Raw genomic sequence first — 19,108 nt, 5'->3', positions numbered from 1 at the left:
TTTAATTATCAAGGATCTTTGCCGTTCCGACTCGGATCAGCTCATTTATTTTACCATAGAACTTTTCGTTTGTCAAGAACTTTTTTGATTTATTTTTTGAAGTTTTTTTAACTTCTTCGCCGTTCTTTCGATCAGCAACTCGTTTATTTTATCAAACTCATTCGCTTTTGTCAAGAACTTTTTTAATTTTTTTTGAGATTAGTTTTTTCAAACCCATCACCAACTCTGCTATCTTATCAGATGTGAAGCTGTTTGTCAAGAACTTTTTCCACAAAAAATATCATTTTGTTTTTGGCTTTTAAACGGAGAAGGAGGGATTTGAACCCTCGCGCCGGTTACCCGACCTACACCCTTAGCAGGGGCGCCTCTTCAGCCACTTGAGTACTTCTCCAAATGCCTAAATATAAAATGATATGTGCGGTCACTCATTCGTGACGCATGGTTTATTATACAAAAACCTTACGTTCTTGTCAACCCGTTTTTTCGAATTTTTTGTTTTTTTCTTACTATTATAGAAAATATGCCTTACAGAACCCAAATCAGCCCCCAGAATAGCAGAAAAGAGCGCATATCACGCTCTTTTCTGAAACCGCTACGCGGTTACGACGGCTTCAATTCTCTTCTTTACCATCTCGGCAATCTCTGTTGTCTTCATTCCCTGGTATTCCTCGTATGGGATCGGGTCGAGAAAATGTACTTCTACCGTTACGGGACGGACGGTATTGGAATCAAACGGAACAAAACAGTTTTTTAACGCAACCGGCACGATCGGGCATTTTGCTTTTACTGCGATCTTGAAGCTGCCGCTTTTAAACTCCAGCAGCTGGTTTCCCTTTCTGCTCCTCGTTCCTTCCGGAAACAGAATGACGTTTTTGCCTTCTTTTACGACATTGGCCGCCTCATTGATAACCTGCATTGACTGCCGCAGATTCTCCCGGTCCATAAACAGCGCGTGGATGCACGCAAAGACCTGTTTTAAAAACGGAATATGCTCTACCTCTTTTTTGGCAACAACTGTAAAGGTACGCGAGCACGCTCCTGCGATCGCCAGCACATCGTACAGTCCCTGGTGATTCGGATACATCACAAAACCGTCCTGCTCCGGAAGATTTTCTGCTCCATAGGATTCCACAATGACGTTTCCGCCTTTGTTCGCCCGCTGTACAATAAAGCGCAGCATTTTAAAGTGCTCTTCCAGACTGTACTTGTCCGGATGCGCTGCATGGTAACAGAGCCGGCACCACATCCACGGAACCAGAAGCAGATTCCGCAGCACCATCAGTAAAATTCGTTTCATATTTTTCTTCCCTTCACCAAACGAGAAAAACGTGCCTGAGCTTTTTTCTCTCAGACACGTTTTGCGACGCTGTATTATTCCTGCGTTTTCTCAGAAGCCGTTTCGTTCTCTTTCTCCGAAACCGGAGTCTCCTCGGACGCCTCTTTGTCTCTTACTTTTGCAATGCTGGCAACCTTGATTTCGCCGTCCACATCCATCAGCTTAACGCCGGATGTGATCCGTCCCATCACAGAAATGCCGGAGCATGGCGTACGGATGATGATTCCCTCTGTGGTGATCATCATGATCTCATTATCCTCGTTGACCGCCTTGGAACCGATCAGGTTTCCGGTCTTTTCGGTAATCTTATAGCATTTGACACCCTTGCCGCCGCGGAGCTGTACGGTAAACTCTGCCATCGGCGTCCGTTTGCCCATGCCGTTTTCGGATACGACAAGGAGATAGTCTCCCTGCGTGCAGATCTGCATGCCGACTACTTCATCGCCGTCCAGAAGGTTGATGCCGCGTACACCCATGGAAACACGGCCTGTCGTACGCACATCGTTTTCCTTGAAGCGGATACACTGGCCGAATTTCGTTACCAGAATAATCTCTTTCTCGTTATCAGTTGTCTTAACTTCAATCAGTTCATCATCATCGCGGAGCGCAATGGCAGCAAGACCCGTTTTTCTGACGTTCTCGTACTCTTCGAGCGGCGTCTTCTTCACCAGTCCCTTTTTCGTTGCCATAAACAGATAATGGCCCTTCTCATATTTGCGCATTGGAATAACAGCGGTAATCTTCTCTCCCGGCTGCAGCTGGAGAAGGTTGACAATCGCCGTTCCTCTTGCGGTTCTGGACGCCTCCGGAATCTCGTATGCTTTCAGACGGTAGACTCTTCCCGTATTCGTAAAGAACATGAGGTAATGATGGGTCGTCGTCATCAGAAGCTCCTCGATGTAGTCGTCCTCGATGGTCTGCATGCCCTTGATTCCCTTGCCGCCGCGGTTCTGGCTGCGGAAGTTGTCAACGGTCATACGTTTGATATAGCCCAGTTTCGTCATGGTGATGACGGTATTCTCGCGCGGAATCAGATCCTCCATGGAGAGATCGTACTCATCAAAGCCGATGGAAGTTCTTCTGTCATCGCCGTATTTTTCGGATACGGTCAGAATCTCCCTGCGGATAACGCCAAGAAGCACCTTGCGGTCTGCGAGGATGGCTTTTAACTGCTCGATGCGCGCCATCAGCTCTTTGTACTCGTTCTCGAGCTTCTCCCGTTCCAGACCGGTCAGAGCGCGCAGACGCATGTCTACGATTGCCTGGGCCTGGGCATCACTCAGATCGAAGCGTTCCATCAGGTTCTTCTTTGCCTCTGCCGCATTCGCGGATGCACGGATGATATGGATCACTTCGTCAATATGGTCAAGCGCTTTTAAGAGTCCTTCCAGAATATGGCTTCTCTCCTGCGCTTTGTTCAGGTCGTATTTCGTTCTTCTCGTCACAACCTCTTCCTGGTGCTGCAGATAATACGTCAGCATCTCCAGAAGGTTCATGACTTTCGGCTGATTGTTTACCAGTGCAAGCATGATCACACCAAAGGTATCCTGCATCTGGGTATGTTTGTACAGCTGGTTTAAGATGACGTTTGCATTGGCGTCGCGGCGCAGTTCGATACAGATGCGCATACCCTCACGGTTGGAGTGGTCCGCAATGCCGGTGATGCCGTCGATCTTTTTATCTCTTACCAGCGCGGCGATGTTCTCGATCAGGCGCGCCTTGTTTACCATGTACGGGATCTCGGTTACGATGATCTCGCTCTTTCCGTTCGGCAGTGTCTCGATGTTTGATACCGCACGAACACGGATTTTACCGCGGCCGGTACGGTAGGCCTCGTCGATGCCGCGGGTGCCGAGGATTTCTGCTCCGGTCGGGAAGTCAGGGCCTTTTACAATGCTGAGAATCTCCTCGAGATCTGTCGTACGGTCCTCCTCGATGATATTATCAATAATTTTTACAATGGCACTTACCACCTCGCGCAGATTGTGCGGCGGGATGTTCGTTGCCATACCGACTGCGATACCGGAAGTACCGTTTACCAGAAGGTTCGGGTAGCGGGCCGGCATAACAACAGGCTCTTTTTCGGTTTCATCAAAGTTCGGGGCGAAGTCTACGGTGTCTTTGTTGATATCCGCCAGCATCTCCATCGAGATTTTGCTTAAACGTGCCTCGGTGTATCGCATAGCCGCAGCGCCGTCGCCGTCGACGGAACCGAAGTTTCCATGGCCGTCCACCATCGGATAACGGGTTGCCCAGTCCTGTGCCATGTTGACGAGTGCTCCGTAGATAGAGCTGTCGCCGTGCGGGTGATATTTACCCATCGTATCACCGACGATACGCGCGCACTTACGGTGCGGCTTATCCGGCGTATTGTTCAGTTCACTCATGGAGTACAGAATACGTCTCTGTACCGGCTTTAAGCCATCGCGGACGTCTGGAAGTGCACGGGATGCAATTACGCTCATCGCGTAGTTGATGTAGGATTCCTCCATCGTGTCTTTCAGATCGACCTCGTGAATTTTATCAAAAACATTATCTTCCATCTTTTCCTCCACTTCAGTTCACAGGACTTTTTAGATATCCAGGTTGTTTGCGTATTTTGCTCTCTCTTCGATAAAGTCACGGCGCGGTTCTACCTTGTCGCCCATGAGCGTATTGAAGGTAAGATCAATTTCAGAAGAATACTCTTCATCGAACACAACGCGGCGCAGAACACGGCGTTCCGGGTCCATGGTGGTCTCCCAGAGCTGCTCCGCATCCATCTCTCCCAGTCCTTTGTAACGCTGGATCTTATTATCTCCGCGTCCGATCTCATTGAGGATCTGATTCATCTGATCGTCGTCGTATGCGTACCATACTTTTTTGTTTTTCTCAATCTTGAACAGCGGCGGCTGTGCCAGGTAAACGTGGCCCTGTTTGATCAGCTCCGGCATGAAGCGGTACAGGAACGTCAGCATCAGTGTGTCGATGTGCGCGCCGTCGACATCGGCATCGGTCATGATGATGATCTTGTCGTAGCGCAGTTTGGTGATATCGAAATCGTCGTGGATTCCGGTTCCGAATGCCGTAATCATCGCTTTGATCTCGGCATTGGCATAAATTTTATCGAGACGTGCTTTCTCTACATTCAGGATTTTTCCACGCAGAGGCAGGATCGCCTGCGTTGCACGGCTTCTCGCGGATTTTGCGGAACCGCCCGCGGAATCTCCCTCGACCAGGAAGATCTCACAGTTTTTCGGATCCTTGTCGGTACAGTCTGCCAGTTTTCCAGGCAGGGACATACCGTCCAGTGCGGATTTTCTTCTCGTCAGGTCACGCGCTTTTCTTGCAGCCTCTCTCGCACGCTGGGAAAGCAGGGACTTTTCAACGATCGTTTTTGCGACAGCCGGGTTCTGCTCCAGGAACAGCTCGAGCTGAGTGCTCACGATATTGTCGACTGCTCCTCTCGCCTCGCTGTTTCCAAGTTTCTGCTTCGTCTGGCCCTCGAACTGCGGCTCCTCGATTTTGATGCTGACAATCGCCGTCATACCCTCGCGGATGTCTTCTCCGGTCAGGTTCGGCTCGCTGTCTTTTAACAGTTTATTTGCTCTTGCATATTCATTAAAGGTTTTCGTCAGCGCATTCCGGAAGCCCACGATATGGGTACCGCCCTCCGGTGTCGTAATGTTGTTGACAAAACCATACGTATTTTCCTGATAGGAATCGTTGTGCTGCATTGCAACCTCAACAAGAACGCCGTCTCTTTCTCCCTCGCAGTAGATGATGTCCGGGTAGAGCGCCGTTTTGCTCTTGTTCAGGTAGCTGACAAACTCTTTGATACCGCCCTCGTAGTGGAATGCTTTTTCCACTACCGGATCCGTGCGCAGATCGCGCAGAACAATGCGCAGTCCCTTGGTCAGAAATGCGGTCTCGCGGAGTCTTGTTTTTAAAACGTCGTAATCATAAACCGTCTCCTCGAACATCGTGTCATCCGGCAGGAAACGGACCTCGGTACCTGTTTTTTCGATCGGACAGGTATCGATGACCTCCAGCTTATTCATGGTTTTTCCGCGCTCATACCGCTGGAAATAAACCTTTCCATCGTGATAAACGCGCACCTCAAGCCAGTTGGACAGCGCATTTACAACGGATGCACCAACGCCGTGCAGACCGCCGGATACCTTGTACCCTCCGCCGCCGAACTTTCCGCCTGCGTGCAGCACCGTAAAGACAACCTCAACGGCCGGAAGGCCCGACTTATGATTGATGCCGACCGGAATACCACGGCCGTCGTCGATGACGGTGATGGAGTTGTCCGGGTTAATCGTAACGTCAATATTTTTGCAGTATCCTGCCAGTGCCTCGTCTACCGAGTTGTCGACAATCTCATAGACCAGATGGTGAAGTCCCCGTGCGGAGGTACTGCCGATATACATACCTGGGCGCTTCCGTACGGCTTCCAGACCCTCCAGAATCTGAATCTGGTCTGCACCATACTCTGTCTTTTCCATGTTCTCTGTACTCATTTAGATTCCTCCTGTTTCTTTGTGAAACACAGATCCCTCGACCACCTGGAATACGCTGTTTGCCTCAAAATGATTTTCGACAAACTCGTCCAGTCCGGTACAGGTAATCAGTGTCTGTATGCTGTGAATGCTCTGCAGAAGATAATTCTGCCGGCTGCCGTCCAGCTCCGACAAAACATCATCCAGCAGTAAAACCGGTGTATCGTGAATTTCCTCCTCGACCAGACGGATCTCCGCCAATTTCAGCGAAAGCGCCGCCGTCCTCTGCTGCCCCTGGGAACCGTATTTACGGATATCAATGTCGTTGACCCGCACACAGAAATCGTCCCGGTGCGGCCCGGTGTAGGACTGTCCGAAACGCAGATCACGCTCTCTTCCGGCTTTTAACTCTTCGGAAAACGCTTCCTCGGACACATTCGGTTCATAGGTAATCAGAATCTGCTCCTTTCCTCCGGTCAGATTCTGATGGATCTCGGATAAAATATCATTCAGGCGGCTGATAAATTTTTTCCGCTCGGAAATAATGCTTGTTCCATAGCGGACCATCTGCTCATCCCAGATCTCGAGCGTATCCGCCATTCTGCCGGAAAACGAAATCTCTTTAAGCAGCTTGTTTCTCTGCGCCACCACTTTATTATAATTGGCAAGCTCGATCATGTATAGTCTTGACAATTGACAAATTTCGCTATCCAGGAAACGCCGGCGCTCCGCAGGACCGTTTTTGATGATATTCAGATCCTCCGGAGAGAAAAACACAATATTTACAATGCCAAAAAGTTCCGACGCTTTGCGGATCGGAACTCCATCAATGGCGATTCCCTTGGATTTATTTTTTTTTAGATGCATATCGATTTTATGCGTGCTGCCGTTCCGCTCCACCATCATCCGGATATGGGCTTCCTCCCGGTCAAACTGGATGATTTCGCGGTCCTTGCTGCCACGGTGCGATTTTGTCGTACCCGCGAGATATAAAGCCTCGAGAATATTCGTCTTTCCCTGGGCATTGTCGCCGTAGAGAATATTCGTTCCGGGGCTGATATTTATGCATAAACTCTCATAATTCCGATAGTTCTTCAGTTCTAAAGATTTGATATACATGAGCACTCGTCCGTGAAAAATCAGCTTAAGTTTTTAAGCCTTATTTTTTAATTTGTATCTCATTTCCATTGTAGCAGACAACATCTCCGTCATAGAGCTTGCGGCCGCGGCGGGTATCTACTTCACCGTTTACGGTCACTTCGCCGTCCTTGATGACGAGCTTTGCTTCCACGCCGTCTTCTACCAGAGCCGCAGCTTTTAATGCCTGGCCCAGTTTGATGTAATCTTCACGCAGCGTAATAATTTCCATTTTTTCCTCCTGCACTGCCGTGCCTTTTCCTCACGTAAGTTCGCAGTTTTCAACCTGTGTGGCTGTAAAACCGCTGAAAGTTCTTTCAGAAAAGGTTCCGGCAGATTTCAAACTTATGTGACTTATCTCACGGAATTGAAGTTTACCGGCAGAATCAGGTAGATATAGCTCTCTTCTTCGTTCCGGATAAAACATGGAGCCTTCGGGTTGACCAGATAAATCGAAATCTCCTCGTCGTCAATAACACGAAGTGCATCGATCAGGAATTTCGGGTTAAAACCGATCATAATATCCTTGCCTTCTTTGTTGATATCGATCTCTTCTTTCATGGAACCCATCGCGGAGTTGATCTGCAGTTCCATCGCTCCATCCTGGATGTCGATGATGATCGGTTTTTTGTCGCCTTCTTTGACAAGAAGCGTCGCACGGTCGATACAGCTTAAGAATTCTTTTTTGTTGATCGTCACTTTTGTCTCGTAATCACTCGAAAGCATCTGGTCGATGCGGAAATATTCACCGTCGATCAGTCTGGAAACGACCGTTGTATCATCGAACTTGAACATAATGTGGTTTTCCGAGAAGTAAATATCAATCTGATCATCCATCTCACCGGACAGAATTTTGCTGATTTCGTTCAGGGTTTTTCCCGGAACAACGACTTTTCGGTCCGGATACGAATCTTTCAGCTCAATTCTGCGGATCGCAATACGGTGTCCGTCCAGAGATACGACGCGAAGTGTGTTATCTTTGATTTCAAAAAGCTCACCGGTCATCAGTTTGTTGTTCTCATTGGCTGCAATGGAGAAAATGGTCTGACGGATCAGTTCTTTTAAGGTGAACTGGGAAATGGAAACACAATCGGAAGTTTCGAGAATCGGCAGATAGGAAAAATCTTCTCCTGACTGTCCCGGAATGTTAAATTTTGCTTTTTCACACGTAATCGTGGTTACCAGATTTTCATCTGTTTCTATTGTAACCTGATTATCCGGAAGTTTTCTTACGATCTCAGAAAAAATCTTTGCATCCAGAGCAACAATACCGCGTTCCAGAATCATACCTGTGACGATGGTTTCGATTCCGAGTTCCATATCGTTGGAGGTAAATTTGATCACGTTGGAAGATGCATCAATCAGAATGCATTCCAGAATCGGCATGGTTGTTTTACCGGAGACAGCTTTCATAGCGATACCAACGCTTTTTACAAGGTCTGCTTTGTCAAACACTAATTTCATAATTGTGGATAACTCTCCTTTCCTCACTGCTTGGTGAGTCTGCTTATAAAGAAAAAATATAGTAAAAATCCGTAGTCTTAGTCGTAGGGGCTGTGGATATGTGGAAAACCCCGTCAAGAATGCGGAAATACTGGAAAAATCGATCTGTATAACTCTGTGAATAATCGAACGTGAACCTGTGTATGAAATGTTGATAACTTCAGGCCCCAAATTTGTCCACAATTCATCCACAGGCTTTCCACATCGGTTTGTGTATAAATAAGGGCCTGTCAACCGATGAGTTTCTTCTTATATAAATGTAAATCGTTTTTAACCGTTTTGACAGAGTTACAAAGGCTCCGCCTATTTCGACGGGTTGATCTTCTTCTTTAAGATGTCTACCGTGTTGCGGACACTGTCTTTAGCACTCATTTCCTTTTCGATCTTCTCAATGCCGTGCATGACAGTGGTATGATCGCGGTCGCCCATCATTTTTCCGATTCCGGTCAGCGGGGCATCGAGCATTTCGCGGCACAGATACATTGCGATCTGGCGCGGGAATACGATTTTGCTGCTCCGCTTGCTGCCGACAATGTCGGACGGCGTAATATCGAAGTGATCTGCAACGGTGTCGATGATAAATTCCGGCGTGATCACCTTCTTCTCGTTCGGGGAGATGATGTCGCGCAGCACCTGCTCTGCAAGATCAATGTTGATTTCACGTTTTTCAAGGTTTGCGTATGCAATGATTTTGTTGAGAGCGCCTTCCAACTCACGGATGTTCGATTTAATATTGGAAGCGATGTATTCGATCACATCGTCGCTGACGGAATAGCCGTCTAATTCCTGTTTCTTTCGGAGAATGGCGATTCGCGTCTCATAATCCGGGCTCTGGATGTCGGCAAGGAGTCCCCATTCGAAACGGGAACGGATGCGGTCTTCCAGGATATCCATGTCTTTCGGGGGACGATCCGAAGAAAGGATGATCTGTTTGTTGGCGCCGTGCAGAGTATTGAAGGTATGGAAAAACTCTTCCTGCGTGGATTCCTTTCCTATAATAAACTGCACATCATCGATGAGAAGTACGTCGATATTGCGGTATTTCTCACGGAATTTGGTCATTGCGGTGTTGTTGCTGTTTCGGATGGCCTCGATGACTTCATTGGTAAATTCTTCACTCGTTACGTAGAGAATCCGCGAAGACGGGTTCTTCTGAAGAATAAAATGTGCGATCGAGTGCATCAGATGGGTTTTGCCCAGTCCAACACCACCGTATAAAAACAGCGGATTGTAGATTTCTCCCGGGGATTCGGCCACGGCGAGAGAAGCTGCATGGGCAAATTTGTTATTGCTGCCGACCACGAAGGTATCAAAGGTATACTTTGGATTCAGGTTCGGCACATAGAGATTTTTCTGGACGGGAGCAGGCGCTTTTTCCTGTTTCACTTCTTCCGGAAGAATAAAGCGGATCTCATAGTTGACACCTGTGATTTCCGCGATGGCCACTTTAATAGGAAGAGTATATTTTTTGCTCACGTAATCGAGACCCATTTTTTCGGATGGAACCAGGATTGTGATCAGATTGTCCTCAACCGAATGGATCGTAAGTGGTTCAATCCATGTAGTAAAGGAGATCTCAGATAATTCGTGCTCGTCCCGCACTCTCTGCAGTATTTCTTTCCATTTATCTTGTACGATTTCCATGCTTTTTCTGTCGCTCCGCTTCTATAATCATTGCTTTTTGGGGATAACTTCTGTCTGGAAAACGAAATTTTCCCCGAATAGTCGCATTTTTACTTCTATATGATATAATAAAATGCCGTTTTATTCAACCCAAAAATGTGGATAATTATTTTTTTATCCACAGAATGTGTAAAAAATTTTCCTGTTGATGAAATGGAGGATAGTTTGTGGATAACAGGGAATCTTATGTTGATAAAATTGTGGATAGAGGGCTGGAAAAACCGAAATGTGTAAAGTCTGGAAAATTTATATACACATTATACATGGCGTAAATACTGGAAAAATTGGAAATGCCCACAGGTTGTACACAGCAAAACCGAAAGTTATCCACAAGGTTATCCACAGATTGTGGATAATGTTGATTACGGTTACAAGATATCGTGTGGAAAGCACAAAAATCGAACTGATATTTGTACGCGTGCGGCGGACAGTGTGGATAAGTTGTGGATAAACCGAAAATCAGCACACGGAAGGCACGGGCAGCGGCAGACCGGAAAACCGCGTCAGAGCGGCATTTTTCCCGAAAAAACTGCGAAAATTATTGATTTTAGGGTTGACGAAACAGGGGTTTATGAATATAATTGAAATGATGTTTTCTGTCATACATGTAGTGAAATACTGCCTTGCAGGCAGTTATTGATTAGAATTTAAAGGAGGTGCCTTATCTTATGAAAATGACATTTCAGCCGAAAAAAAGATCCAGAGCTAAAGTTCACGGATTCAGAGCAAGAATGAGCACAAAAGGTGGAAGAAAAGTTTTAGCTGCAAGAAGATTAAAAGGAAGAAAAAAATTATCAGCATAAAACCAAAGGCCGCATAAAATTTATGTGGTCTTTTCTTCTATCTAAAGCTATTCAATGAAAAGAAAATTTAGACAAATCATGAAGGAAAGAATGGATTCATGAAATATTCGGAAAGCCTGAAAAAAAACAGAGATTTTCAGCTGGTTTATAAGCAGGGAACATCGTTTGCAAACCGATTTCTGGTCATGTATGTGAAGAAAAATCAGCTGGGACGGAACCGGATTGGAATTTCAGTAAGTAAAAAGGTTGGAAACAGCGTTGTGCGCCACCATCTGGCGAGACTGATCCGGGAGAGTTATCGTCTGCATGAAGAGGAATTTCAGTGTGGAATGGATGTAGTTGTGATCGCAAGAGTTAATGCAAAAAACTGTACGTATTTCGAGATAGAGGGAGCACTTTTGCATCTGGGAAAACTGCATCATATATTAAAGGAAACAGAAAAATGAAGACGGTATTGATAAAAGGTATCCGGTTTTATCAGAAGTACCTGTCTCCTCTGAAGAGGGTGCACTGCCCTTATACGCCGACCTGCTCGCAGTACGGGCTGGAAGCGATTCAGAAATATGGTGCTTTCAAAGGAAGTCTGCTGGCATTATGGAGAATACTGAGATGTAACCCGTTTTCACACGGAGGTTACGACCCTGTGCCGTAGATAAATAAGGAGGAAAAGACGTTTTGGATATCGTACTGAGTAAATCAACGTGGCCGATTATCGGGTGGGTATGCCAGATCCTCGGCTGGCTGATCAATGGAATTTATTTTTGTCTGGAAAAAATTGGAATTCCGAATATCGGTATTGCGATTATTCTGTATACGATTATCATTTATCTCGTTCTGACGCCGCTTCAGATCAAGCAGCAGAAGATGTCGAAGATGATGAGCGTAATGCAGCCGGATCTGCAGAGAATTGAAAAGAAATATCAGAACAAAAAAGACCAGGCTTCTCAGATGAAAAAATCTGAAGAAACCATGGCAGTTTATCAGAAATACGGTGTCTCCCCGACAGGAAGCTGCAGTACACTGCTGATTCAGATGCCGATTCTGCTTGCACTGTACCAGGTTATCTATCATATTCCGGGATATATCGGAAGTGTCCGCAATGTATTCCAGGGACTGACAACACAGATGATGGGTGTATCAGGATATTCTGACATCCTGACACAGTTTATCACAGATAACCGTGTTACCATGTACAGTAAAGTAAGTGAAACATTAACCGAAAATAACCTTCTGGACATGTTTTATGTGCTGAAACCGTCCCAGTGGACGAAGCTGGCTGACATCAGCGAGTTCTCCGGTATTGCGGATACCATTACAAAAACCGCCGCGGAGTCCAAGCATATCAACATGTTCCTTGGATTTAATATCACACAGTCTCCGATGGATGTCATCCGCGAGGGTATGGCAAACGGATCTGCGCTTCTGATTGCAGGAGCAATTCTGGTGCCGATTCTGGCATGGTTTACCCAGTGGCTGAACTACAAGCTGATGCCGCAGGCACCATCTTCCAACAACGGAAATAAGACAGCAAACTCCATGGAAAATTCCATGAAGACCATGAACACGGTAATGCCTGTTTTCTCCGCATTTATGTGTTTATCATTCTCCATCGGTATTGGTATTTACTGGATCGCCGGTGCGCTCGTTCGAAGTGTACAGCAGGTTATCATCAACCGCCATATGTCCTCGATCGACATGGATGAGGTGATCCGCAAAAACCAGGAAAAAGCTGCAAAGAAGAGAGAAAAAGCCGGCCTTCCGCCGCAGAAAATCACACAGGCTGCAACGCAGAGTGTGCGTAATATTCAGGTACAGGAGAACGAAGAGCCGTCTGCTGAGGAAAAAGAGGCAGCAAGAAAGGCTTCGACTGAGTATTACAACAGCAATCAGGAATACCGCGCCGGAAGCATCGCTGCGAAAGCAAACATGGTAAAACAGTTTGATGAAAAGAACAGCAAAAAGAAAAAATAGGGGGTAAATCTTTATGGAGTTTATCGAAGTATCCGCAAAAACCGTGGACGACGCCATTACAAAAGCCTGCATCGAGCTTCAGGCTGCCAGCGATAAACTGGAGATCCAGGTCATCAGCGAAGGCAGTTCCGGATTCTTTGGAATCGGAAGTAAACCGGCTGTGATCCGTGCCGCTGTAAAAGCCGCACCGGAAAAAGAACCGGAAGCACCCCAGAAACCAGAGAAAAAAGAGGCAGCTCCTGCACCGGTAAAGGAAGCGCCGAAAAAAGAAGCTGTAAAGAAAGAAACGGAAAGAAAATCTGCTCCGCGTCAGGCAGAAACTGCAAGACGCTCCGAGCCAAGAGAAGAGCGTGAAGTAGTTCAGAGAACAGACGAGGAAATCGCCCAGATCAAGGCAACGGCACTTGAGTTCTTAAGCGGTGTATTCAAAGCCATGGAGCTCCCGGTTGAGATCCAGATGGAGTATAATGCCGAGAACGGTTCTCTTGAAGTTGATTTTGCCGGTGAGGATATGGGCATCCTGATCGGCAAAAGAGGACAGACGCTGGATTCCCTTCAGTATCTGACCAGCCTTGTAGTCAATAAAGAGCAGAAGGATTACGTTCGTGTCAAACTTGATACGGAAAATTACCGCAAGCGCAGAAAAGAAACACTGGAAAACCTGGCAAGAAACATCGCTTACAAAGTGAAAAAGACCAGAAGACCGGTTTCCTTAGAGCCGATGAATCCTTACGAGAGAAGAATCATCCACTCTGCACTGCAGGGAAATAAATTTGTGGAGACCTACAGCGAGGGCAGCGAGCCATATCGCCACGTTGTTGTAGCGCCGAAACGATAAGAAAGCGTAAAAAATATGCAAAAAGACGGTACCTGTGTAAAATACGGGGTACCGTCTTTTCTGGTTTTCTGCTAAAATGGAACTATTCAGAGCCATGCGAAAGGAAAGAAAAAATGTGGATCTGAATACTGGGATCCCCAAAAAGAGAGGTTTTAGAAAGGACTGGAAACAATGGCAGGATTTCATTTGGATGATACGATTGCTGCGGTGTCCACAGCGATGGCGCCGGCGGGCATTGGTATTGTAAGAATCAGCGGAAACGATGCGTTCGAAGTGGCGGACCGCGTATTCCGTGCAAAAAAAGAAGGAAAAAAGCTTTCCGCGGTCAAATCCCATACGATTCATTATGGCTGGATTACCGAAGGGGAGGAAGTGATTGATGAGGTCCTTGTCATGGTGATGAAAGGGCCGAAAACATATACGGGCGAGAATACCGTCGAGATCGACTGTCACGGCGGGGTGCTGGCGGTGAAAAAAGTGCTCGAGGCAGTCTTAAATGCCGGTGCGCGGGCAGCAGATCCGGGCGAGTTTACGAAACGGGCGTTTCTGAACGGAAGAATGGATCTGACGCAGGCCGAAGCGGTCATGGATGTTATTTCGGCAAAGAGTGCTTATGCCTTAAAAAGCTCTGAGAGCCAGCTTCGCGGAACAGTGAAAAAGGCGATCCGGACAATTCGCGAGAAGCTGATTTATGAGATCGCGTTTATCGAGTCGGCGCTTGATGACCCGGAGCACATCAGTCTGGACGGATACCCGGAGCGGCTGGCCGTGGTTGTTGCGGAGCAGAAAAAGCAGGTTGAAAAGCTCCTGGCATCTGCGGATGAGGGTAAGATGATCCAGGAGGGCATCAAGACAGTTATTCTTGGAAAGCCGAATGCCGGAAAATCGTCGCTTTTGAATCTGCTGGCCGGAGAGGAAAAGGCGATTGTAACGGATATCGCCGGAACGACGCGCGATGTGCTCGAGGAAAATCTGGTCTTAAAGGGCATTTCCCTTCGGATTCTGGATACAGCGGGGATCCGAAAAACGGCGGATACGGTCGAGAAAATCGGTGTGGATCGTGCTTTGGAGCATGCAAAGGACGCAGATCTGATTCTCTATGTGGTGGATGCATCCGTGCCGCTCGATGAGAATGATGCAAAAATCATGGAAATCCTGAAAGGGCGCAAGGCGATTGTGCTGCTGAATAAGTCGGATCTGACTGCGGTGATCGAAAAAGAGGAGATGGAGCAAAAGACAGGCGCTCCGGTCATCAGCATTTCCGCGCGGGAAGAGACGGGTATGGAAGAGCTGGAGGAACAGATGAAAAAGATGTTTTTCCAGGGCGAAATTTCGTTCAACGATGAGGTTTACATCACGAATGCGCGCCACAAGCAGGCGCTTCTTGCAGCAAAAAAGAGTCTGGAACTGACGGCAGAAAGCATCGAAATGGGTATGCCGGAGGATTTCTTTTCCATTGATCTTATGAATGCGTATGAGGAGCTGGGTTCGATCATCGGTGAAGCGGTGGGAGAGGACCTTGTGAATGAGATTTTCAGCAAGTTCTGTACAGGTAAATAGTCACGAAACAGTTCGTAGAGTTTAGATAGAAAAGGACAGGAAAAATGGCAGTTTTAGAAGAAACAATTGATATTGCCGTCATCGGTGCGGGCCATGCGGGATGCGAGGCAGCACTTGCGGCAGCGCGGATGGGGCTGGAAACGGTTGTATTTACGGTAAGTGTCGACAGCATCGCGATGATGCCGTGCAATCCGAACATCGGAGGAACCTCGAAGGGACACCTCGTAAAAGAGATCGACGCGCTCGGCGGCGAGATGGGTAAAAATATTGATAAGACGTTTATTCAGTCGAAAATGCTGAATAAATCAAAGGGACCGGCGGTGCATTCGCTGCGTGCGCAGGCAGACAAGCGGGCGTACAGCCAGTCGATGCGCGAGGTTCTCGAAAATACCGATCATCTGACGATCCGCCAGATGGAGATTGCGGAGCTGATCGTGGAAGACGGCGTTCTGACGGGCGTAAAAGCCGTTTCCGGCGCGATTTACCACTGTAAGGCTGCCGTTCTCTGTACCGGCGTTTATCTGAATGCACGGTGTATTTACGGTGATGTGAGCACATATACGGGACCGAACGGCCTGCAGGCGGCAACACATCTGACGGATTCGCTGAAGGCAAACGGCGTGGAGATGGTGCGCTTTAAAACAGGAACTCCGGCGCGTATTGACAAGCGGAGCATCGATTTTTCCAAGATGGAAGAGCAGTTCGGTGATGAGCGTGTTGTGCCGTTCTCCTTCTCGACCGATCCGGAGAGCGTACAGATTGATCAGGAATCCTGCTGGCTGACGTATACGAACGAGGAGACGCACAAAATCATCCGCGAAAATCTCAGCCGGTCGCCGCTCTATTCCGGCATGATCGAGGGAACTGGTCCGCGGTACTGTCCTTCGATTGAGGATAAGGTCGTAAAATTTGCGGATAAAAACCGCCATCAGGTGTTCCTGGAGCCGGAGGGAAGATATACAAACGAGATGTACGTCGGCGGCATGTCGAGTTCACTGCCGGAGGATGTGCAGATTGCGATGTATCACACCGTGCCGGGCCTGGAACACGCGAAAATCGTGCGGAATGCGTATGCGATCGAGTACGACTGCATCAACCCGAGACAGCTTCTGCCGTCCCTCGAGTTCAAGGCGATCAAAAATCTGTTTTCCGGCGGCCAGTTTAACGGCAGTTCAGGATACGAGGAAGCTGCGGCACAGGGCCTGATCGCGGGCATCAATGCGGCGCTCCGCGTGCAGGGAAAAGAGGAGCTTGTGCTCGACCGTTCCGAGTCGTACATCGGTGTTCTGATCGATGACCTCGTAACGAAAGAGAACCACGAGCCGTACCGAATGATGACGAGCCGCGCGGAATATCGTCTGCTGCTCCGTCAGGACAACGCGGATCTGCGTCTGCGCAAATACGGCTACCGCGTGGGTCTGATCAGCGAGGAGCAGTATGAGGCACTGAAAGTAAAAGAACAGCAGATTCAGGAAGAGATTGAGCGCGTGGAGAATACGTATGTGGGAACGAGCTCGAACATCAATGAGCTTCTGGAAGAGTATGGATCAACGCTGCTTTCCGGCGGAAGTTCGCTCGCAGAGCTGATCCGCCGGCCGGAGCTGAATTATAAGATGCTGGCGGAAGTAGATCCGAAAAGACCCAAGCTGCCGGAGGATGTGCAGGAGCAGGTCAACATCAACATCAAGTACGACGGCTACATCAAGCGCCAGATGAAGCAGGTGGAGCAGTTCAAGAAGATGGAAGAGAAGAAGATCCCGGAGAATATCAATTACGACGAGATCCAGAGCCTGCGCATCGAGGCGAAACAGAAGCTGAACCTGTACCGTCCGATCAACATCGGCCAGGCGTCCCGTATTTCGGGCGTTTCCCCGGCGGATATTTCGGTTCTGCTGGTGTATCTGGGACATAAATAAAGGACAGATATGCATGGCTGAATTACATTCTTATGCAGCGAAACAGCAAGTGTTTTGATACTGCGTGGACAGGAACAAAAAGTGCAGCGGGCACTTGGAAGAATAGAGTAGAACGGAGAACAACATGAAAGAATACAATCTTGAAGGATTTGAGCGCGGCCTTTTTGAGCTTGGAATCACACTTTCCGAGGAGCAGAAAACGCAGTTTCTGCAGTATTATGAGCTGCTTGTAGAGTGGAATTCGTTTATGAATCTGACGGCGATTACGGAGTTCGATCAGGTGATTACGAAGCATTTTCTCGACAGTCTGTCGCTGGTGAAGGTCTGTGATGTGGAACAGGCGGGACGCATTCTCGACGTGGGAACGGGAGCCGGTTTTCCGGGAATCCCGCTGAAAATCGCGTTTCCGGAGGTGGAAGTTGTACTGCTGGATTCACTGAATAAGAGAGTGAAATTCCTGAATGAGGTGATCGGACAGCTTGGCCTTTCGAAAATCACGGCGGTTCACGGAAGAGCCGAGGATTTCGCACGCCAGAAGGATTACCGGGAGCAGTTTGATCTCGTGGTATCGCGGGCAGTGGCGAATTTAAGCTCCCTTTCGGAATATTGTCTGCCATATGTGAAGGTGGGAGGACGGTTTGTCTCGTATAAATCGGGCAAATTGAATGAGGAGCTTGCCGCAGCTCAAAAAGCGATTCATGTGCTTGGCGGCGAGGCAAAAGAGCCGGTTTATTTCCAGCTTACGGGAACAGAGGATGAGAGATCGTTTGTCTGCATCGAGAAGGGGAAGGCAACGCCGAAAAAGTACCCGAGAAAAGCGGGAACACCGGCGAAGGAGCCGATTCAGTAAAAAATAGTATATTTTGAAAACTGAGAGTCGCATTCTCGTTACTTCAATGATGAGTTAGACGCGCAAAATTTTGAATAAAAAAGCAAGGCAGCATACCACAGAGAAATTTGTGGCATGCTGACTTGCTTTTTTGTTGGGAGAATAATGGTCAGATAAGTGAACATAATAGACCATCATATAAAAAATATGTGTTCCCAGAGATGCTTTATTATAATGTGTTTGAAAAGAGAAGTTGATGAAATTTTGTGATCACAAGATTCACGTCGAGCATGTAAAATTTTCTGTGATGCAAAATTTTATAAAGAAGGGAACACGCTATGAATATTTATGGTTACATACGAGTAAGTAGCCGAGATCAAAATGAAGATCGGCAGTTATTATCGTTGAAACGAATTGGTGTTTTGGAAAAGAATATTTATCTGGATAAGCAGTCGGGCAGAGATTTTAACCGTCCGCAATATCGTAAAATGATACGAAAATTAAAGAAAGATGATTTGTTGTATATAAAAAGTATTGATCGACTGGGAAGAAATTATGAGGAAATTTTGGAACAATGGCGTGTGCTGACAAAAGAAAAAGGTGTTGATATTGTTGTCCTTGATATGCCATTGCTCGATACTCGAAGGGGAAAAGATCTGATGGGAACCTTTTTGAGCGATATTGTTTTACAGGTGTTGTCTTTTGTGGCAGAAAGTGAAAGCAAAAATATTCGTCAACGGCAGGCAGAAGGAATTGCAGCTGCAAAAGCAAAAGGAGTGAAATTTGGCAGACCGTCGCGGTCGGTACCGGATAATTTTGATGAAGTTCATAGGGAATGGAGAGAAAAAAAGATAACGTTAAAGGAAGCTGCGAAAGCATGTGACATGCCGGTTGGGACGTTTTATGGGAAGATAAGAAAAATGGAAGATGAAAAGCAAATGACAGGAGAGCAGAATTTGTAAATGTGTACTTTTGCAAATTCTGAAAATTCAAGTTACTTTGTTGTATTATACAATATTAGGAAGAAAAAAACAATGTATTTTAGTGA

The 19,108-nt window shown here is 47.2% G+C and carries 16 protein-coding genes and 1 tRNA gene; 9 read left to right on the top strand and 8 right to left on the bottom strand.

Annotated features, from left to right (window positions below; translation table 11 throughout):
* Positions 1–303: 303 nt before the first annotated feature.
* The 8 genes from DWZ44_RS15450 to dnaA form a co-directional block, all read right to left on the bottom strand.
* Positions 304–391: transfer RNA gene (locus DWZ44_RS15450), tRNA-Ser, on the bottom strand.
* Positions 392–592: 201 nt separating this feature from the next.
* Complete coding sequence (locus DWZ44_RS15445; protein WP_117805253.1) at positions 593–1,297, bottom strand: lysophospholipid acyltransferase family protein; 705 nt, start codon at positions 1,295–1,297, stop codon at positions 593–595.
* A 74-nt stretch (positions 1,298–1,371) separates the two neighbouring features.
* Positions 1,372–3,879, bottom strand: a complete 2,508-nt coding sequence (gene gyrA / locus DWZ44_RS15440; RefSeq protein WP_117805252.1) for a DNA gyrase subunit A — start codon at positions 3,877–3,879, stop codon at positions 1,372–1,374.
* Positions 3,880–3,909: 30 nt separating this feature from the next.
* Positions 3,910–5,841, bottom strand: coding sequence for a DNA topoisomerase (ATP-hydrolyzing) subunit B (gyrB, locus tag DWZ44_RS15435; RefSeq protein ID WP_022462277.1), 1,932 nt, complete (start codon positions 5,839–5,841; stop codon positions 3,910–3,912).
* The gene (gene recF, locus DWZ44_RS15430) at positions 5,842–6,939 is read right to left on the bottom strand and encodes a DNA replication/repair protein RecF (protein ID WP_022462276.1); all 1,098 of its coding nucleotides are present in this window, start codon (positions 6,937–6,939) and stop codon (positions 5,842–5,844) included. It lies immediately after the preceding gene.
* A gap of 40 nt (positions 6,940–6,979) precedes the next feature.
* Positions 6,980–7,189, bottom strand: a complete 210-nt coding sequence (locus DWZ44_RS15425; RefSeq protein WP_022462275.1) for an RNA-binding S4 domain-containing protein — start codon at positions 7,187–7,189, stop codon at positions 6,980–6,982.
* 122 nt (positions 7,190–7,311) lie between these two features.
* A complete protein-coding gene (dnaN, locus tag DWZ44_RS15420) occupies positions 7,312–8,421 on the bottom strand; it encodes a DNA polymerase III subunit beta (protein ID WP_022462274.1) in 1,110 nt (369 codons plus the stop codon).
* Between the two features lie 342 nt (positions 8,422–8,763).
* A complete protein-coding gene (gene dnaA, locus DWZ44_RS15415) occupies positions 8,764–10,104 on the bottom strand; it encodes a chromosomal replication initiator protein DnaA (protein WP_022462273.1) in 1,341 nt (446 codons plus the stop codon).
* Between the two features lie 707 nt (positions 10,105–10,811).
* Here dnaA and rpmH point away from each other — a divergent pair.
* From rpmH to DWZ44_RS15370, 9 genes are all read left to right on the top strand, one after another.
* The gene (gene rpmH / locus DWZ44_RS15410) at positions 10,812–10,946 is read left to right on the top strand and encodes a 50S ribosomal protein L34 (protein WP_005952426.1); all 135 of its coding nucleotides are present in this window, start codon (positions 10,812–10,814) and stop codon (positions 10,944–10,946) included.
* A 98-nt stretch (positions 10,947–11,044) separates the two neighbouring features.
* Positions 11,045–11,392, top strand: coding sequence for a ribonuclease P protein component (rnpA, locus tag DWZ44_RS15405; protein WP_022462272.1), 348 nt, complete (start codon positions 11,045–11,047; stop codon positions 11,390–11,392).
* Entirely contained in the window at positions 11,389–11,598 is a 210-nt protein-coding gene (gene yidD, locus DWZ44_RS15400) for a membrane protein insertion efficiency factor YidD (protein WP_022462271.1), read from the top strand. Before rnpA ends, yidD begins: the two co-directional genes overlap by 4 nt.
* Positions 11,599–11,621: 23 nt before the next feature.
* Positions 11,622–12,917: a YidC/Oxa1 family membrane protein insertase gene (gene yidC, locus DWZ44_RS15395; protein WP_117802685.1), complete on the top strand. Its 1,296-nt coding sequence runs from the start codon at positions 11,622–11,624 to the stop codon at positions 12,915–12,917.
* Positions 12,918–12,930: 13 nt separating this feature from the next.
* Positions 12,931–13,755, top strand: a complete 825-nt coding sequence (gene jag / locus DWZ44_RS15390; RefSeq protein WP_022462269.1) for an RNA-binding cell elongation regulator Jag/EloR — start codon at positions 12,931–12,933, stop codon at positions 13,753–13,755.
* A gap of 171 nt (positions 13,756–13,926) precedes the next feature.
* Positions 13,927–15,315 carry a tRNA uridine-5-carboxymethylaminomethyl(34) synthesis GTPase MnmE gene (gene mnmE, locus DWZ44_RS15385; protein ID WP_199608705.1) on the top strand — a complete coding sequence of 463 codons (1,389 nt, stop codon included), beginning with the start codon at positions 13,927–13,929 and terminating at the stop codon, positions 15,313–15,315.
* A gap of 44 nt (positions 15,316–15,359) precedes the next feature.
* The gene (gene mnmG / locus DWZ44_RS15380) at positions 15,360–17,231 is read left to right on the top strand and encodes a tRNA uridine-5-carboxymethylaminomethyl(34) synthesis enzyme MnmG (RefSeq protein WP_117805251.1); all 1,872 of its coding nucleotides are present in this window, start codon (positions 15,360–15,362) and stop codon (positions 17,229–17,231) included.
* 124 nt (positions 17,232–17,355) lie between these two features.
* Positions 17,356–18,081 carry a 16S rRNA (guanine(527)-N(7))-methyltransferase RsmG gene (gene rsmG / locus DWZ44_RS15375; RefSeq protein ID WP_117805250.1) on the top strand — a complete coding sequence of 242 codons (726 nt, stop codon included), beginning with the start codon at positions 17,356–17,358 and terminating at the stop codon, positions 18,079–18,081.
* Positions 18,082–18,398: 317 nt separating this feature from the next.
* Positions 18,399–19,022, top strand: coding sequence for a recombinase family protein (locus tag DWZ44_RS15370; RefSeq protein ID WP_117805249.1), 624 nt, complete (start codon positions 18,399–18,401; stop codon positions 19,020–19,022).
* The last annotated feature ends 86 nt before the right edge of the window (positions 19,023–19,108 follow it).

This window comes from Blautia sp. AF32-4BH (assembly GCF_003460565.1).
Classification (GTDB): domain Bacteria; phylum Bacillota; class Clostridia; order Lachnospirales; family Lachnospiraceae; genus Fusicatenibacter; species Fusicatenibacter saccharivorans.
The sequence above is the reverse complement of the archived record's forward strand: the minus strand, read 5'-3'. Positions and strand labels throughout refer to the sequence as shown.

Bases quoted from the DNA above. Each gene is read 5' to 3' on its own strand.
- dnaA (WP_022462273.1), bottom strand. From the start codon at position 10,104: ATGGAAATCGTACAAGATAAATGGAAAGAAATACTGCAGAGAGTGCGG.
- DWZ44_RS15425 (WP_022462275.1), bottom strand. From the start codon at position 7,189: ATGGAAATTATTACGCTGCGTGAAGATTACATCAAACTGGGCCAGGCA.
- jag (WP_022462269.1), top strand. From the start codon at position 12,931: ATGGAGTTTATCGAAGTATCCGCAAAAACCGTGGACGACGCCATTACA.
- rnpA (WP_022462272.1), top strand. From the start codon at position 11,045: ATGAAATATTCGGAAAGCCTGAAAAAAAACAGAGATTTTCAGCTGGTT.
- DWZ44_RS15370 (WP_117805249.1), top strand. From the start codon at position 18,399: ATGAATATTTATGGTTACATACGAGTAAGTAGCCGAGATCAAAATGAA.
- mnmG (WP_117805251.1), top strand. From the start codon at position 15,360: ATGGCAGTTTTAGAAGAAACAATTGATATTGCCGTCATCGGTGCGGGC.
- gyrA (WP_117805252.1), bottom strand. From the start codon at position 3,879: ATGGAAGATAATGTTTTTGATAAAATTCACGAGGTCGATCTGAAAGAC.
- DWZ44_RS15445 (WP_117805253.1), bottom strand. From the start codon at position 1,297: ATGAAACGAATTTTACTGATGGTGCTGCGGAATCTGCTTCTGGTTCCG.
- dnaN (WP_022462274.1), bottom strand. From the start codon at position 8,421: ATGAAATTAGTGTTTGACAAAGCAGACCTTGTAAAAAGCGTTGGTATC.
- recF (WP_022462276.1), bottom strand. From the start codon at position 6,939: ATGTATATCAAATCTTTAGAACTGAAGAACTATCGGAATTATGAGAGT.
- rpmH (WP_005952426.1), top strand. From the start codon at position 10,812: ATGAAAATGACATTTCAGCCGAAAAAAAGATCCAGAGCTAAAGTTCAC.
- rsmG (WP_117805250.1), top strand. From the start codon at position 17,356: ATGAAAGAATACAATCTTGAAGGATTTGAGCGCGGCCTTTTTGAGCTT.
- mnmE (WP_199608705.1), top strand. From the start codon at position 13,927: ATGGCAGGATTTCATTTGGATGATACGATTGCTGCGGTGTCCACAGCG.
- gyrB (WP_022462277.1), bottom strand. From the start codon at position 5,841: ATGAGTACAGAGAACATGGAAAAGACAGAGTATGGTGCAGACCAGATT.
- yidD (WP_022462271.1), top strand. From the start codon at position 11,389: ATGAAGACGGTATTGATAAAAGGTATCCGGTTTTATCAGAAGTACCTG.